This window comes from Kitasatospora cheerisanensis KCTC 2395 (assembly GCF_000696185.1).
Lineage (GTDB): Bacteria > Actinomycetota > Actinomycetes > Streptomycetales > Streptomycetaceae > Kitasatospora > Kitasatospora cheerisanensis.
Genome location: NZ_KK853997.1, coordinates 6,499,447 through 6,516,145 on the forward strand (window position 1 = coordinate 6,499,447; position 16,699 = coordinate 6,516,145).

11 protein-coding genes are annotated in these 16,699 nt (G+C 74.2%); 8 read left to right on the forward strand and 3 right to left on the reverse strand.

What is annotated here, in order from left to right; all coding sequences use genetic code 11:
- Positions 1 to 5 precede the first annotated feature (5 nt).
- The 5 genes from KCH_RS29155 (at position 6) to KCH_RS29175 (ending at position 10,189) form a co-directional block, all read left to right on the forward strand.
- Entirely contained in the window at positions 6 to 2,003 is a 1,998-nt protein-coding gene (locus KCH_RS29155; RefSeq protein ID WP_035867861.1) for an APC family permease, read from the forward strand.
- Between the two features lie 103 nt (positions 2,004 to 2,106).
- On the forward strand, positions 2,107 to 5,946 hold the full coding sequence (locus KCH_RS29160) for a Pls/PosA family non-ribosomal peptide synthetase (RefSeq protein ID WP_157032233.1): 3,840 nt from the start codon (positions 2,107 to 2,109) through the stop codon (positions 5,944 to 5,946).
- Positions 5,943 to 7,250, forward strand: coding sequence for a M1 family metallopeptidase (locus KCH_RS29165; RefSeq protein WP_157032234.1), 1,308 nt, complete (start codon positions 5,943 to 5,945; stop codon positions 7,248 to 7,250). Before KCH_RS29160 ends, KCH_RS29165 begins: the two co-directional genes overlap by 4 nt.
- Positions 7,251 to 7,327: 77 nt before the next feature.
- Positions 7,328 to 8,734: a dihydrolipoyl dehydrogenase gene (gene lpdA, locus KCH_RS29170; protein WP_035867866.1), complete on the forward strand. Its 1,407-nt coding sequence runs from the start codon at positions 7,328 to 7,330 to the stop codon at positions 8,732 to 8,734.
- Between the two features lie 111 nt (positions 8,735 to 8,845).
- Positions 8,846 to 10,189, forward strand: coding sequence for a DUF2252 domain-containing protein (locus KCH_RS29175; RefSeq protein ID WP_035867868.1), 1,344 nt, complete (start codon positions 8,846 to 8,848; stop codon positions 10,187 to 10,189).
- Here the strand turns inward: KCH_RS29175 and KCH_RS29180 are convergent.
- On the reverse strand, positions 10,186 to 10,827 hold the full coding sequence (locus KCH_RS29180; RefSeq protein WP_035867870.1) for a hypothetical protein: 642 nt from the start codon (positions 10,825 to 10,827) through the stop codon (positions 10,186 to 10,188). The genes KCH_RS29175 and KCH_RS29180 overlap by 4 nt on opposite strands.
- Positions 10,828 to 10,913: 86 nt before the next feature.
- Positions 10,914 to 13,406, reverse strand: a complete 2,493-nt coding sequence (locus tag KCH_RS29185) for an ATP-dependent Clp protease ATP-binding subunit (RefSeq protein ID WP_035867872.1) — start codon at positions 13,404 to 13,406, stop codon at positions 10,914 to 10,916.
- Positions 13,407 to 13,660: 254 nt separating this feature from the next.
- On the opposite strand from KCH_RS29185, the gene KCH_RS29190 reads away from it, so the two are divergent.
- Positions 13,661 to 14,593 carry a polysaccharide deacetylase family protein gene (locus KCH_RS29190; RefSeq protein ID WP_035867875.1) on the forward strand — a complete coding sequence of 311 codons (933 nt, stop codon included), beginning with the start codon at positions 13,661 to 13,663 and terminating at the stop codon, positions 14,591 to 14,593.
- A 5-nt stretch (positions 14,594 to 14,598) separates the two neighbouring features.
- Positions 14,599 to 15,639 carry a GNAT family N-acetyltransferase gene (locus KCH_RS29195; protein WP_035867877.1) on the forward strand — a complete coding sequence of 347 codons (1,041 nt, stop codon included), beginning with the start codon at positions 14,599 to 14,601 and terminating at the stop codon, positions 15,637 to 15,639.
- Here the strand turns inward: KCH_RS29195 and KCH_RS29200 are convergent.
- Positions 15,626 to 16,042, reverse strand: a complete 417-nt coding sequence (locus tag KCH_RS29200; protein WP_157032235.1) for a YchJ family protein — start codon at positions 16,040 to 16,042, stop codon at positions 15,626 to 15,628. The genes KCH_RS29195 and KCH_RS29200 overlap by 14 nt on opposite strands.
- Before the next feature lie 166 nt (positions 16,043 to 16,208).
- Here KCH_RS29200 and KCH_RS37975 point away from each other — a divergent pair, with 166 nt between their 5' ends.
- On the forward strand, positions 16,209 to 16,697 hold the full coding sequence (locus tag KCH_RS37975) for a hypothetical protein (protein ID WP_051653571.1): 489 nt from the start codon (positions 16,209 to 16,211) through the stop codon (positions 16,695 to 16,697).
- The last annotated feature ends 2 nt before the right edge of the window (positions 16,698 to 16,699 follow it).

Here is a 16,699-nt window from a genome sequence, read left to right on the forward strand (position 1 = left end):
GTCCTGTGTTCAACCTCCCCCAGGCGCTCAAGCGCCTCGTGATCGGCCGCGCCATGCGCAGCGAGGAACTCGGCGAGACGCTGCTCCCGAAACGGCTCGCGCTGCCGATCTTCGCCTCCGACCCGCTCTCCTCGGTGGCCTACGCGACCGGCGAGATCCTGCTCGTCCTCACCGTCGGCGGCACCGCCTTCCTGTACCTCACCCCGTGGGTCGCCGCCGGCGTGATCGGGCTGATGGCCGTCGTGGTGATGTCCTACCGGCAGGTGGTGCACGCCTACCCGAGCGGCGGCGGCTCGTACGAGGTGGTGTCCCGCAACCTCGGCGCCAACTCCGGCCTGGTGGTGGCCGCTTCGCTGCTGGTCGACTACGTGATGACGGTCGCCGTCTCGGTGGCCTCCGGCGTCGACAACATCATCTCCGCGTTCGGCTCACTCGCCGAGCACCGGGTGGCGCTCGCCGTCGGCTTCGTCGCGCTGCTCACCGCGATGAACCTGCGCGGTGTCCGGGAATCCGGTCGGGCCTTCGCCGCGCCCACCTACCTGTTCATCGGCGGCATCCTGCTGATGGTGGTCACCGGCCTGGTCCGGCTCGCCTTCGGCGACAACCCGCAGGCCCCCACCGCCGCCCTCGGCGTCGCCGCGCTCGACGGCAAGGACTCCCTGCAGGGCCTCGGGCTGCTGATGCTCGGCCTGCGCGCCTTCGCCTCCGGCTGCACCGCGCTCACCGGCGTCGAGGCGATATCGAACGGCGTGCCCGCGTTCCGCGCCCCGAAGTCCCGCAACGCCGCCGCGACCATGGCCGTGATGGGCATCGTCGCCGTGGTGATGTTCGCCGGCGTCACGCTGCTCGCGCTCACCTCGCACGTCCACTACGTCGAGGACGCCTGCCGGCTCACCGGCCTGGCCGGCGACTGCCACTCGTACACCCAGCAGACCGTGATCGCGCAGCTCGCCGCGACCGTCTTCGGCGGCTCCGACACGATCCTCTTCTACTTCATCCAGGCCGTCACCGCGCTGGTGCTGATCCTCGCCGCGAACACCGCCTTCAACGGCTTCCCGCTGCTCGCCTCGATCCTCGCCCAGCACCGCTACCTGCCCCGGCAGATGCACACCCGCGGCGACCGGCTGGCCTTCTCCAACGGCATCATCGCGCTCGCCGTGGTGGCCGGCGGCCTGCTCTGGTTCTACCAGGCGGACGTCACCAGCCTGATCCACCTGTACATCCTCGGCGTGTTCACCTCCTTCACGCTGTCCCAGATCGGCATGGTCCGGCACTGGAACCGGGCGCTGGCCACCGAGACCGACGCCGCGGTGCGGGCCTCCGCCCGGCGCTCCCGGCTGATCAACGGACTGGGCGCCGTCACCACCGCGCTGGTGCTGGTCATCGTGCTGATCACCAAGTTCACCCAGGGCGCCTGGCTGGCCGTGGTCGCCGCCCTGCTGCTCTGGCTCACCATGCGGGGCATCCGCCGCCACTACGACACCGTCGCCGCCGAACTCGCCGTCGAGGACGTCGCCGCGGAGAGCTCGCGCCCGCGCCGGGTCCACGCCGTGGTGCTGGTCTCCAAGCTGCACAAGCCCACCCTGCGGGCCCTCGGCTACGCGGAGGCGTTCCGGCCCGACACCGTCGAGGCGGTGACCGTGGACGTCGAGCCCGAGGCGACGGCGGAACTGCGCGCCGCGTGGGAGGGCAGCGGGCTGGACGTGCCGCTGCGGGTCCTGGCGTCGCCGTTCCGGGAGATCACCAAGCCGGTCGTCGCGCACGTGCGGGAACTCAAGGCGGACCGGCCCGGGGACGCGGTCGCGGTGTTCATCCCCGAGTACGTGGTCGGGCGCTGGTGGGAGAACCTGCTGCACAACCAGTCGGCGCTGTGGCTGAAGAGCCGGCTGCTGTTCACGCCCGGCGTGATGGTGATCTCGGTGCCGTGGCAGCTGACCTCGGCGAACCGGGCGGACCGGCCCGCGAGGCGGGCGCCGGGGGCGGTGCGGCGCGGCGAGCCGTGACCGGGGCCGGTCCGCCCGGTTCGCGCCTGCTCGTTATGTCACGTTTTCCTCCTTTAGGCTTTCCGTTCACCGTTGGGAAATCCGGGACGAGGACCGTAGCGCTGTGATCACCGATTCCGACTCCGCGTTGTTCCGCGCCCGACCTGCGTCTTCGCCGCGGACGCTGGTGGATGTGCTGGCGGCCACGGCGGCCGCGTTCCCGCAGGAGCCCGCGCTGGACGACGGACGGGAGACGCTGACGTACGCGGCACTGCTGGCGGCCGTGGAGCGGGTGCGGCGGCAGCTCGGCAAGGCCGGGGTGGGGCTGGGGGACCGGGTCGGGGTGCGGGTGCCGTCGGGCGGGAACGAGCTGTACGTGGCGATCCTGGGGGTGCTCGCGGCGGGGGCGGCGTACGTGCCGGTGGACTTCGAGGACCCGGACGAGCGGGCCGAGCTGGTGTTCGGCGAGGCGGACGTCAACGCGGTGATCGGGGCGGAGCTGCGGCTGGAGAAGGTGAAGCCGTCCGGGCACGAGGCGGAGCGGCCCGGGCCGGAGCACGACGCGTGGATCATCTTCACCTCCGGCTCGACGGGCAGGCCGAAGGGCGTCGCCGTGACGCACCGCAGCGCGGCGGCGTTCGTGGACGCCGAGGCGGCGATGTTCCTGCCGGACGAGCCGATCGGGCCCGGGGACCGGGTGATGGCGGGCCTGTCGGTGGCGTTCGACGCGTCCTGCGAGGAGATGTGGCTGGCGTGGCGGCACGGCGCCTGCCTGGTGCCGGTGCCGCGGGCGCAGGTGCGCAGCGGCGCCGACCTGGGCCCGTGGCTGGCCGAGCAGGAGATCACCGTGATCTCCACGGTGCCGACGCTGGCGGCGCTGTGGCCGGCCGAGGCGCTGAACGAGGTCCGGCTGCTGATCTTCGGCGGTGAGGCGTGCCCGCCGGAGCTGGCGGAGCGGCTGGTCACCGAGGGCCGCGAGGTGTGGAACACGTACGGCCCGACCGAGGCGACGGTGGTGGCGTGCGGCGCGCTGCTGACCGGGGAGGCGCCGATCCGGATCGGCCTGCCGCTGGACGGCTGGGAGCTGGCCGTGGTCGACGAGGCCGGCCTGCCGGTGCCGATGGGCGGCAGCGGGCAGCTGGTGATCGGCGGCGTCGGCCTGGCCCGCTACCTGGACCCGGTGAAGGACGCCGAGAAGTACGCACCGCTGGAGTCGCTGGGCTGGGAGCGGGCGTACCGCAGCGGCGACCTGGTGCGGGCCGAGCCCGAGGGGCTGGTGTTCCTGGGCCGGGCCGACGAGCAGATCAAGCTCGGCGGCCGGCGGATCGAGCTCGGCGAGGTGGACGCGGCGCTGCAGGCGCTGCCCGCCGTGTCGGGCGCGGCGGCGGCGGTGCGGACGGCGCGCGGCGGCAACCAGCTGCTGGTCGGCTACCTGGTGGCGCAGGACGGCTTCGACCGCGAGGCCGCGGTGGCCCGGCTGCGGGCCGAGCTGCCGGCCGCGCTGGTGCCGCTGCTGGCGACCGTCGAGCAGCTGCCGACCCGGACGTCCGGCAAGGTCGACCGGGACGCGCTGCCGTGGCCGCTGCCCGACCTGGAGACCTCCGGCCCCGCCGAGCAGCTGTACGGCACCGAGGCGTGGCTGGCCGAGCAGTGGGCGGAGATCCTCGGCACCCCGGTGCGCGGCGCCGGGGACGACTTCTTCGCGATCGGCGGCGGCTCGCTGGCCGCCGCCCGGCTCACCACGCTGCTGCGCGGCCGCTACCCGGCCGTCTCGGTCCTCGACATCTACCAGCAGCCGACGCTGCGCAAGCTGGCCCGGCTGCTGGAGCGCTCCGCGCAGTCCGGGGGCCGGGCGCGCACCGTCGAGCCGGTGCCGCGCCGCGCCCAGGCCCTGCAACTGCTGCTGATGCTGCCGCTGGCCACCCTGACCGGCCTGAAGTGGTCGCTGGCGCTGGCCGTGCTCGGCACCGTGCTGAACCTGCTCGGCGACTACCCGTGGGCGCCGACCGCGCCGTGGTGGCTGCTGGCCGCCGGCGCGGCGCTGCTGTACTCGGCGCCCGGCCGGCTGGCGATCGCCGCCGGCGGCGCCCGCCTGCTGCTGCGCGGCGTCGGCCCCGGCAGGTACCCGCGCGGCGGCGGCGTGCACCTGCGGCTGTGGGCGGCCGAGCGGCTGGCGGAGGCGTCGGGCGCGGTGCAGCTCTCCGGTTCCTGGCTGGTCAGGTACGCGCGGGCGCTGGGCTGCCGGGTCGCGCCGGACGTCGACCTGCACGCGCTGCCGCCGGTGACGGGCCTGCTGCGGCTCGGCAAGGGCTGCGCGATCGAGAACGAGGTCGACCTGTCCGGCTACTGGCTGGACGGCGACCGGCTGGAGATCGGCGCGCTGCGGGTCGGCGCGGGCGCGGTGGTCGGCACCCGCTCGACGCTGCTGCCCGGCGCGAAGATCGGCAAGCGCGCCGAGGTGGCGCCCGGCTCCGTCGTCACCGGGCACGTCCCGACCGGCCAGCGCTGGGCCGGCGCGCCCGCCGTGAAGACCGGCAAGGCCGAGCGGGGCTGGCCCGAGCAGCGCCCGCCGCGGACCCTCCGCTGGGCGGCCGTGTACGGCGCGACCGGCTTCGTGCTGTCCGCGCTGCCGCTACTCTCCGCGCTGCCCGCCCTGCTGATCGCCGGGCTGTTCGTGCACCCCGGCGACGGCCTGGCGGAGGCGCTGCGGGGCGCCCTGATCGCGCTGGTCCCCGCCACGCTCGCCTACGGGCTGGCGTACGCCGCGAAGGTGCTGATCGGCGTCCGGCTGCTGTCGCGCGGCCTGCGCACCGGCCACCACCCGCTGCACGGCCGGATCGGCTGGCAGGCGTGGACGGTCAGCCAGCTGATGGACCTGGCCCGGGAGACGCTGTTCCCGCTGTACGCCGGGCTGATCACCCCGGTGTGGCTGCGGCTGCTCGGCATGCGGGTCGGCCGGGGCGCCGAGGTGTCGACCGTGCTGGCGCTGCCCAGCCTGACCACGGTCGGCGACGGGGCGTTCCTCGCCGACGACACCCTGATCGCCCCGTACGAGCTGGGCGGCGGCTGGGTGCGGATCGGGCGGGCCGAGATCGGGGAGCGGGCGTTCCTCGGCAACTCCGGCATGACGGCGCCCGGGCGGGCGGTGCCGGACCGGGGGCTGGTCGGGGTGCTGTCGGCGACGCCGAAGAAGGCCAAGCGCGGCAGCTCCTACCTGGGCATGCCGCCGGTCAAGCTGCCCCGGGCCGCCGACACCGCCGACCTGGCGCTCACCTACGAGCCGCCGGCCCGGCTGCGCTGGGCGCGCGGCCTGACCGAGCTCGGCCGGATCGTCCCGGTGCTGGCCTCCGCCGCGCTGGCCGTGCTGACCGCCGCCGCGCTGTGCGCCCTCGGGCAGCCGCTGCTGTCGGGGCTGGTGCTGCTGGCCGCCGGCCTGGTCGCGTGCGCGGTCTCGGCGGCCGCGAAGTGGCTGCTGGTGGGCCGGTTCCGGGCGGTCGAGCACCCGCTGTGGTCCGGGTTCGTGTGGCGCAACGAGCTGGCCGACACCTTCACCGAGGTGCTGGCCGTGCCGTGGCTGGTCGGCCGCGCCTCCGGCACGCCGGTGATGACGCTGTGGCTGCGGTCGATCGGCGCGCGGATCGGGCGCGGCGTGTGGTGCGAGAGCTACTGGCTGCCCGAGGCCGACCTGGTGACCCTCGGCGACGGGGTGAGCGTCAACCGGGGCTGCGTGCTGCAGACGCACCTCTTCCACGACCGGATCATGAGGCTGGATACTGTGGAGCTCCGCGCGGGATCCACCCTGGGCCCGGGCGGGATCGTGCTCCCCGGCAGCACCGTCGGCGAGCGCACCACCCTCGGCCCCGCCTCCCTGGTGATGCGCGCCGAGACGGTGCCCGCCGACACCCGCTGGCTCGGCAACCCGATCGAGGCCTGGCACCTGGGCGAGGAGGAACCGCAGCGGTGAGCGCCGACCCGTACTTCCCCCGCAACGGCGACCCGCGCTACCACGCCCACCGCTACGAACTGGCCCTCGACTACCGGCCCGGCCCAAACCGGCTCGCCGCCTCGGCCCGGATCGCCGCGATAGCGGGCCCGGAGCCGCTGCGCGAGTTCACCCTCGACCTGGCCGCGTTCCGGATCGGCAAGGTGCTGGTCGACGGGAAGGCCGCGCACTACGCGCACCGGGACGGCAAGCTGCGGGTCAAGCCCGCCAAGGCCCTCGCCGCGGGCGCCGTCTTCACCTGCGAGGTGCACTGGTCCGGCAACCCGCGCCCGGTCCGCAGCCCGTGGGGCGGGCTCGGCTTCGAGGAGATCGAGGACGGCGCCCTGGTCGCCTCCCAGCCGATCGGCGCGCCGTCCTGGTTCCCGTGCAACGACCGGCCCGCCGACAAGGCCGCCTACCAGCTGACCGTCACCACCGCCACCCCGTACACCGTGGTCACCGGCGGCCGGCTGCTCAGCCGCACCACCCGCTCCTCCGCCACCACCTGGGTGTACGAGCAGCCCGCGCCCACCGCGTCCTACCTGGTCGGGCTGGCGGTCGCCCCGCTGCGCGAGTTCCCGCTGACCGAGCGCGTCCCCGGCACCGTCCCGCAGATCGCCTGGGTGCCGCTCGCCCTCCAGGCCGCGTTCGAGCACGACTTCGGCCGGCAGCCGCAGATGATGCAGCTGTTCGAGGAGCTGTTCGGCCCGTACCCGTTCGGCGAGTACACCGTCGCCGTGGTCGACGAGGAACTGGACGTGCCGGTCGAGGCCCAGGGCATGGCCACCTTCGGCCGCAACCACGTCGACGGGCGGCGCGGCTGGGAACGCCTGGTCGCCCACGAACTCGCCCACCAGTGGTTCGGCAACAGCGTCACCATCGCCGACTGGCGGCACATCTGGCTGAACGAGGGCCTCGCCAAGTACGCCGAATGGCTGTGGTCCGAGCGCACCGGCGGCCCCACCGCGCAGCACCGGGCCGCCGACGCCCACCGGCAACTGCGCGGCCTCCCGCAGGACCTGGCCATCGGCGACCCCGGCAAGCGGCACATGTTCGACGACCGGGTGTACGAACGCGGCGGCCTCACCGTGCACGCGCTGCGCTGCGCCGTCGGCGACGCCGCGTTCTTCCGCCTGCTGCACGGCTGGGCCACCGCCCACCGGCACTCCGTCGTCACCACCGACGACTTCGCCGCACACGTCTCGCACTACACCGACCGGCCGCTGCGCCCGCTGCTCGACGACTGGCTGCACGCCCGCGCGCTGCCCGACCTCCCCGAGCTCTGACGGTTCGTGACCTGATGTACTGACACCATGGCCGCGAAGCCAACGTGGTCTTCGAAGTCTCCGGAGGAACGAGGAACATGAGCACGCACTACGACGTGGTCGTCCTGGGCGCCGGCCCCGGCGGCTACACCGCCGCCGTCCGCGCCTCCCAGCTCGGCCTGCGCACCGCCGTGATCGAGGCCAAGTACTGGGGCGGCGTCTGCCTGAACGTCGGCTGCATCCCCTCCAAGGCGCTGCTGCGCAACGCCGAACTCGCCCACACCGTGCTGAAGGAGGCCGACCTCTACGGCATCCAGGTGCAGGGCCAGGTGTCGTTCGACTACGGCAAGGCGTTCAGCCGCTCCCGGCAGGTCGCCGACGGCCGGGTCAAGGGCGTCCACTACCTGATGAAGAAGAACAACATCACGGAGTACGACGGCTGGGGCACCTTCGTCGACGACCACACCCTTCAGGTCGCGCTGCGCGGCGGCGGGTTCGAACTGGTCACCTTCGACCACTGCATCATCGCCGCCGGCGCCACCACCCGGCTGCTGCCCGGCACCTCGCTCAGCGAGCGGGTCGTCACCTACGAGGAGCAGATCCTCACCGAGCAGCTGCCCGGGTCGATCATCATCGCGGGCGCCGGCGCGATCGGCGTCGAGTTCGCGTACGTGCTGCACAACTACGGCGTCAAGGTCACCATCGTCGAGTTCCTGGACCGCATGGTGCCGCTGGAGGACGCCGACGTGTCCGCCGAACTCGCCAAGCAGTACCGCAAGCTGGGCATCCAGGTGCTCACCTCCACCCGGGTCGACGCGATCGACGACTCCGACCCGGACAAGCCGGTCCGGGTCACCGTCACCCGCGACGGCAAGCAGGAGGTGCTGGAGGCCGACAAGGTCCTGCAGGCGATCGGCTTCGTGCCGCGCACCCAGGGCTACGGCCTGGAGGTCACCGGCGTGCAGCTCACCGAGCGCGGCGCGATCGAGGTCGACGGCCGGGGCCGGACCAGCGTCGAGCACATCTTCGCGATCGGCGACGTCACCGCGAAGCTGATGCTGGCGCACGCCGCCGAGGCGATGGCCGTGGTCGCCGCCGAGACCATCGCCGAGCACGAGACCATGGAGATCGACTTCGTGATGGTCCCGCGCGCCACCTACTGCCAGCCGCAGGTCGCCTCGTTCGGCTACACCGAGGCGCAGGCCCGCGACCTGGGCTACGACGTCAAGGTGCAGAAGTTCCCGTTCACCGCGAACGGCAAGGCGCACGGCCTCGGCCAGCCGGTCGGCTTCGTCAAGGTGATCTGCGACAACACCCACGGCGAGCTGCTCGGCGCGCACCTGATCGGCCCCGAGGTCACCGAACTGCTGCCGGAGCTGACGCTCGCCCAGCAGTGGGACCTGACCGTGCACGAGGTCGGCCGCAACATCCACGCCCACCCGACGCTGGGCGAGGCCGTCAAGGAGGCGATCCACGGCCTGGCCGGACACATGATCAACATGTAGTTCCGCCGTTCGGGTGAGCCGCGGCCGCCCCGGCGCCCTCCGTCGATTACGGAGCGGCGCCGGGGCGGTACGTCTTCTCCGCCACCGCCCCGGACGCGAGGAGCCCCACCGATGGACACCCCCTGGCTGACGGCCGCCGAACGCGCCGAACTCGGCCGCGCCGCCCGCAAGCGAGCCCCGCGCTCCACCGCCGGCCACTGGCGGCCCGCCGCCGACCGGCCCGACCCGCTCGCGGTACTGCGCGAACAGGCCGCCGACCGGGTCCCCGAACTCGTCCCGATCCGCACCGGCCGGATGGCCGCCTCCCCGTTCGCGTTCCTGCGCGGCGCCGCCGCCGTGATGGCCGGCGACCTCGCCACCGCCCCCGCCAGCGGCCTCACCGTGCAACTCTGCGGCGACGCCCACCTGGTCAACTTCGGCCTGTACGCCTCGCCCGAACGCACCCTGCTGTTCGACCTCAACGACTTCGACGAGACCCTGCCCGGCCCGTTCGAATGGGACGTGGAGCGGCTCGCCGCCAGTCTCGCCGTCGCCGCCCGGGAGAACGGCGAGAGCCCCGAGGACACCCACCGGGTGGTGCTGGACGCCGTCCGCGGCTACCGCGAGCACCTGCGGGAACTCGCCGGGCTCGGCGAACTGACGGTCTGGTACCGGCACATCGACGCCCAGCACCTGGCCGACAGCCTCAAGGGCAAGCCCCGCCGGCGGATCGAGACCAACCTCGCCTCGGCCCGCCGCCGCGACAGCCTCCAGGCGGCCGGCAAGCTCACCCGGTCCACCCCGGCCGGCCGCCGCTTCAAGGACCAGCCCCCGCTGGTCGAACACCTCGGCTTCGACACCGACGAGGTGCGCGGCCTGCTCACCGACTACCGCGACAGCCTCCCCGACGACCGCCGCCGCCTGCTCGACCGCTACCGCTTCGTGGACGTCGCCCGCAAGGTGGTCGGCGTCGGCAGCGTCGGCACCCGCTGCTACATCGTGCTGCTGGAGGGCCGGGACGCGGACGACCCGCTGATCCTCCAGGTGAAGGAGGCCCAGGCCTCCGTCCTGGAACCGCACCTGCCGCCCAGCCGGTACTGGCACCACGGCGAGCGCGTGGTCGCCGGCCAGCGGCTCATCCAGGCCTCCAGCGACATCTTCCTCGGCTGGATGACCGGCCCCGGCGGACGCCACTTCTACTGGCGCCAGCTCCGCGACATGAAGGGCTCCGCCGAGGTCGGCACCATGACCACCCGCACCCTGCACTCCTACGCCGTCCTCTGCGGCACCGCGCTGGCCCGCGCCCACGCCCGCTCCGGTGACCGGATCGCCATCGCCGCCTACCTCGGCCGCTCCGACACCTTCGACCGCGCGATCGCCGCCTTCGCCCACCACTACGCCGAGCTCAACACCGCCGACCACGCCCGCCTGACCGAGGCCGTGGCCGCGGGCGAGGTCCAGGCGGAGAACGTCTAGCGCAGCACCGGGAGGCCCGCTTCCAGGCGGTCCCGGAGGCGGGAGCCGTGGATGCCCGGGGCGTCGAAGCAGGTGTCGTCGTCCTCGTCCCGGTCGGTGCGCAGCACCTCGGCGACGAGGACCTCGGCGGCGGGCGGGGCGGCGACCTCGCGGCCCAGCTCGGCGAGGACGTACGGGGCGGCGAGGACGGGGCCGGTCAGGGCGCCGGCGATCTCGTCGGGGAAGAAGCCGGCGGACAGCACGGTGACGCCGGCGTGCAGGTCGCCGCCGATCATCACCAGCTTGTCGGTCATGTGGCCGACGAACGCGCCGACCCGGACGGTGCCGCGGACCAGCAGCTTGGCGTCGCCCTCCAGGTGGACCGCCCCGGCGGTCAGGTCGCCGAGCACGATCAGCGCCGGGCAGCCGTCGTCCACGTTGAGGATCGCGCCGGTCACCTCCAGGTCGCCGTCGACGACGAAGCCGGTGCCGTACGGCTCGGTGGCGTCCAGGTCGAGCGGGCCGGTGACGGTCAGGCTGCCGGGGTGGACGTCGTAGGTCTCCGGGTAGAGGTTCTGGTAGCTGGAGACCGGCAGGCCGCGGCTCTCGAAGAGCGCGACGGACTCGCCCCAACTGCGGGGCGTGGCAGTGATGTTCATGGCGCGGAGTCTGCCACGGGCCACTGTCGGCGGAGGCACGGATCCGCCCCGGGGCCGCGGCTCCGGGGCGGATCGGGAGGGGCGGGTCAGGCGGCGGCCGGGCGGCCGATCGAGCAGACCAGCTCGCCGTCCCGGGCGTCCGCGACGATGGTGTCGCCGGGCTGGAGGTCGCCGGAGAGCAGCATGGTGGCGAGCCGGTTGTCCAGCTGGGTCTGGATGGTGCGGCGCAGCGGCCGGGCGCCGAACTCGGGCTGGTGGCCGCGGTCGACCAGCCAGCGCTTCGCCGCCTCGGTGACGTCGAGTTCGAGGCCCTGGGCGCGCACCCGGCGCTCGGAGTTGGCGAGCATCAGCTCGACGATGCGCAGCAGGTCCTCCTCGCCGAGGGCGTCGAAGACGATGATGTCGTCGATCCGGTTGAGGAACTCCGGCAGGAAGCGGCCGCGCAGCTCGGCCATCAGCCGGTCGCGGATCTCGTCGGTCTCGCCGCGGTGCGAGAGGATCAGCTGCGAGCCGATGTTGGAGGTCATGATGACCACGGTGTTGCGGAAGTCCACGGTGCGGCCCTGGGCGTCCGTCAGCCGGCCGTCGTCGAGGACCTGGAGCAGCGCGTTGAACACGTCGGGGTGGGCCTTCTCAACCTCGTCGAACAGCAGGACGCTGTACGGGCGGCGGCGGACGGCCTCGGTGAGCTGGCCGGCCTCCTCGTAGCCGACGTACCCGGGCGGGGCGCCGACCAGCCGGGAGACGGTGTGCTTCTCCTGGAACTCGCTCATGTCGAAGCGGACCAGCCGGTCCTCGTCGCCGAAGATCAACTCGGCCAGGGCCTTGGCGAGTTCGGTCTTGCCGACGCCGGTCGGGCCGAGGAACAGGAACGAGCCGACCGGCCGGTCGGGGTCGGCCATGCCGGCCCGGCTGCGGCGGACCGCCTCGGAGACCGCGACCACCGCCTTGTCCTGGCCGATCACCCGGGCGTGCAGTTCGTCCTCCAGTTTCAGCAGCCGGGCCTTCTCGTCCTCGGTCAACTGCGAGACCGGGATGCCGGTCTGACGGGACAGCACGTCGGCGATGTCGTCGACGGTGACCGAGACGACGCCCTCGCGGCGCTCCTCGATCTCGGCGTTCTGCGACTCCAGGTCGGCGATCCGGGTCTTCAGCTCGGAGGCCCGGGCGAAGTCCTCGGCGGCGACCGCCTCGTCCTTCTCCCGGCGCAGCTTGGCGAGCTCGTCCTCGCGGCCGATCAGCTCGGTGGAGCGGCCCAGGCCGCGCAGCCGGACCCGGGCGCCGGCCTGGTCCATCAGGTCGATCGCCTTGTCCGGCAGGAAGCGGTCGGAGACGTACCGGTCGGACAGGTCGGCGGCAGCGCGCAGCGCCTCGTCGGTGAAGCGGACCTGGTGGTGCGCCTCGTACGAGTCGCGCAGGCCCTCCAGGATCTGCACGGTCTCCTCGACGGACGGCTCGGGGATCAGCACCGGCTGGAAGCGGCGCTCCAGTGCCGGGTCCTTCTCGATGTGCTTGCGGTACTCGTCGATGGTGGTGGCGCCGATGACGTGCAGCTCGCCGCGGGCCAGGGCCGGCTTCAGCATGTTGCCGGCGTCCATCGCGCCCTCGCCGCCGGCGCCGGCGCCGACCACGGTGTGCAACTCGTCGATGAACAGGACGGTCGAGTCGGCGGCCTCCCGGACCTCGTCGATGACGTTCTTCAGCCGCTCCTCGAACTCGCCGCGGTACTTGGAGCCCGCGACCAGGCCGGACAGGTCGAGGGCGACCACCCGGCGGTCCTTCAGGGTGCTGGGGACGTCGCCGGTGACGATCCGCTGGGCGAGGCCCTCGACGATGGCGGTCTTGCCGACGCCGGGCTCGCCGATCAGCACCGGGTTGTTCTTGGAGCGGCGGGAGAGGATCTCGACGGTCTGCTCGATCTCCTCGGCCCGGCCGACCACCGGGTCGAGCCTGCCGAGCTTGGCGTCCTCGGTCAGGTCGCGGCCGTACTCGTCCAGGGTCGGCGTCCGGCTCTCCGGCTTGGCCTCGCCGCCGCGCTCGCCGCGGGCCGCGGCCTCCGCGCCGCGCTGGAGGCGGGCGGCGTCGGCGCCGTGCGCGGCCAGCAGCCGGCCGGCCGCCGAGTCCGGGTCGCCGAGCAGTGCGGCGAGGATGTGCTCCGGGCCGATGTAGGAGACGCCGGCGGCCTGCGAACGGGCGTGCGCGCCGATCAGCACCCGCTTGGCGGCCGGGGTCAGGCCCGGCTCCACGGACGGGTCGGCCTCACCGGCGGGCAGCGTGCGCTCCACGGTGGCGGCGAGCTTGTCCGGGTCGGCGCCGGCCTGCGCGAGCAGTGAGCGGGCCGGGTCGGTCAGCGCGGCGGCCCACAGCAGGTGCGGGGTGTCGAGGTCGGCGCTGCCGTCCTCCTGGGCGCGCAGCTCGGCCCGGCCGATCAGGTCCCGGGCGGACTCGGTGAGCAGCCGCCCGATCGGGACCCGCTGCACGGCGGGCGGCGCGGCGGCCGGGTTCAGGCCGAAGAATCGGTTCAGCAGTTCGGAGAAGGCGTCGTCGGAGCCGAGCGAGCCGAAGCCGGGCATGGTCATGGTGAGGGCACTCCCCTTGGCGGACGGGCACAGTCCCCAGAACTATGTCAATCCGTCAGATATGACGCCAAGCGGTGCGATCCGGACAGGTGGCGGGCCGGCGGGCCGTCCGTGCGCCGGTGCGCTCCCAGGAACCTTCCAGGAACTTGGGACAGGCATTACCGGCGCATGGGACGCTGATGACCTGAACTCCGACGGGCACCCCGGGCCGACCGCCCGGGGTGCCCGTCGTGCCACCGGTCGAGGGGGGAACCATGCCGACCACGGACCGCACCGCCCGGCGCCGGGGAATCGACGCCCTGCTGCGGCACTCCCCGCTCCAGCCCGTCTTCCGGGCCCGCGCCGCCCGCCGCCTCGCCGTCCTCGCCTACCACGGCATCGACGACCCGGCCGCGTTCCGCGCCCAGATGGAACGCCTCGCCCGCACCGCCCACCCCGTCGGCCCCGAACAGGTCGCGGACGCCGCCGAACACCGCCGCCCGCTGCCGCCGCGCAGCGTGCTGGTCACCTTCGACGACGGCGACCGCACCGTCCTCACCGAGGCCCTGCCGGTCCTCGCCCGGCTGCGCATCCCCGCCGCCGCGTACGTGATCACCGACCTGATCGGCACCGACCACCCGTACTGGTGGACCGAGGCCGCCCACCTGGTCCGGCACGGCGGCCGCGCCGACACGCTGCGCGGACTCGGCCCGAGCGCCGCCGTCCAGCGCCTGAAGACCCGGCCGGACGCCGAACGGCTGCGCACCCTCGCCGAGTTGCGCGCCACCGCACGCCGGGCGGCGCCCCGGCAGGCGCAGTTGAGCCCCGAGGACCTGCACACGCTGACCGACGGCGGCCTCACCGTCGGCAACCACACCGCGTCCCACCCCTGCCTCGACCGCTGCACCACCGACCGGCTGCACGACCAACTCGCCGACGCCCACCGTCGGTTGACCGGCTGGCTGGGCCGGCCGCCGACCACCTTCGCCTACCCCAACGGCAACCACGACCCGCGCGCCGAGACCGTGCTGCGCACCCTCGGCTACCGCACCGCGTTCCTGTTCGACCACCGGCACGCGCCGCTCGCCCCCGCCGAGCGGCTCCGGATCAGCCGGCTGCGCGTCAACTCGCACACCGGACGGGACCGCTTCGACACCATCCTGTCCGGGCTCCACCCGGCGGTCCACCGCCTCCGCGGCGGGCGGTGAAGGGGATGGCCGCGACGCCGGAGACACTCCGCACCCCCGAACTGGACGCCCGACTGGTCGACGAGTGGCGGCAGTTGGTCGCCGAGGACCCGGACGGGTCCTGGTTCGCCGGGCCGGACTGGGTGCTGGCCTGGTGGCGGACGGTCGGGGCCGGGCAGGGCGGCGAGGTCGCGGTGTGGCGCGGGCCGGACGGGCGGGCGGAGGCGGTGGTGCCGCTGGGCGTCGGCCGGCTGCGCCCGCACCGGCGGGTGCCGGTCGCCGTGCCGGTGCTGACGCTGCTCGGGTCCGGTCCAGGGGCCGCCGACCACTGCGGGCCCGCCGTCCGGCCGCACCGGCGCGCGGAGGTCGCCGAGTGGCTGGCCCGGCGCGCCCGGCGGCGCACCCTGTGGCTGCCCAACCTCGACCCCGCGCACGACGGCCTGCTGCCGTCCGGGGCCCGCCCCGTCGCCCGCTCCGCCTGCCCGCGGCTCGACCTCGGGGCCGGGCCCGACCGGCTCGGCTCGCGGGACTTCCGGGCGGCCAACCGGCGGGCCCACCGCCGGCTGGCCGCCGCCGGGGTCGCCTTCGAGTGGGTGCCGCCGGCCGCCGCCGGGCCCGCGCTGCTGGACGAGCTGCTGCGGCTGCACCGGCTGCGCAGGCAGGCCGCCGCCGGCGGGGTCAGCAGCTTCGGCGCCGACCGGCTGCCACTGCACCGCGCGCTGCTCGCCGGGGCGCGGCCGGGCTGCGGCCCGGCGTTCCAAGTCGCCCGGCGGGACGGCGAGTTGGTCGGCGTGCTGTACGGGTTCCGGTGGGCCGACCGGTTCGCCTACTACCAGACCGGCTGGGACCAGCGCTGGGCCGCCGAGTCCCTCGGCACGGCGCTGGTCGACGCGGCGGTGCGCAACTGCGCGGCGGACGGCGTGCGGGTCTTCGACTTCCTGCGCGGCGACGAGCCGTACAAGTACCGGTTCGGCGCGCAGGACCGCACCGACACCGGGTGGCTGCTGCCGCGCGGTGCGGGCGGGGCGCTGCTGGGCCTCAAGTACCGCCTGGTCAGGGCTGGATGACGCCGTCCAGGTACACCCACTCGCCCTGGTGGCGGACGAAGCGGGAGTTCTCGTGCAGCGAACCGGCCCGGCCGCGCTCGCGGTAGTGGGCGCGGAACTCGACCGTGCCGTCCTGGTGGAACGGGCCGCCGTCGGTCGCGCCGAGGATCTCCAGGCGCTCCCAGCGCAGCGCCGGGTCGAAGTCCACCGACGCGGGCCGGGTGTCCGGGTGCCAGGAGCGCAGCAGGTACGGCTCGTCCTGCACCGCGAACGCGCTGAACCGGGAGCGCATCAACTGCTCGGCGCTGCCCGCCGGGGCCTCGCCGCGGTGCAGGCGGCCGCAGCAGTCGGCGTACGCGGCGGGCAGTCCGCACGGGCAGCTGGTCGGGGCGGCGGGGGAGGAGGGGGTGCGTCGGCGGGCCATGGCGACCATTATCGCCGCCGCCGCGGGGCCCTCCGCCGCCGCGTCCGATGTCACAGGCCCGTCCGGCGCGGCGCGTGGGCCTGCTCCGGGCCCGGCGGGGCAGGATGAGTGGGAGAGGTGCCCGCGCGGTGCGGGGCATGACGACGGGTCGGCGAAGGGGAATGCGATGAGCGACCACCACCACAACGTGCTGCTGCTCGGCTTCACCGACCAGGAGGCCTGCCGCCGCGCCTACGAGGACGCCATGCACCTGCCCGGGCTGCGCCAGGTCGCGGTGCTGGAGCGCAACGCGGACGGGATCGTCGACATCCCCGAGAGCCACATCCGCGGCGCCGGCGTGCCCACCGTCGGATCCGGCCTGGTCGGCGGGCTGGTCGGGCTGCTCGGCGGGCCGATCGGGGTGCTGCTGGGCTTCGCCGCGGGCGCGGCGATCGGCAACGCGGCCGAGCAGACCGAGATGACCGACGGCGGCGCGGGCCTGATCGTGCTGTCCTCGCGGGTGGACAGCGGGCGGGCGCTGCTGGTGGTCGACCTGGTCGAGCACGACAGCGCACCCGCCGACGAACTGGCCGCGAAGTACGGGGCCGCGGTGGAGCGGATCACCGCCGAGGAGTTCGCCGAGCAGGTGCGCGCCGCCAAGGAGCGGGCGAGCTGACC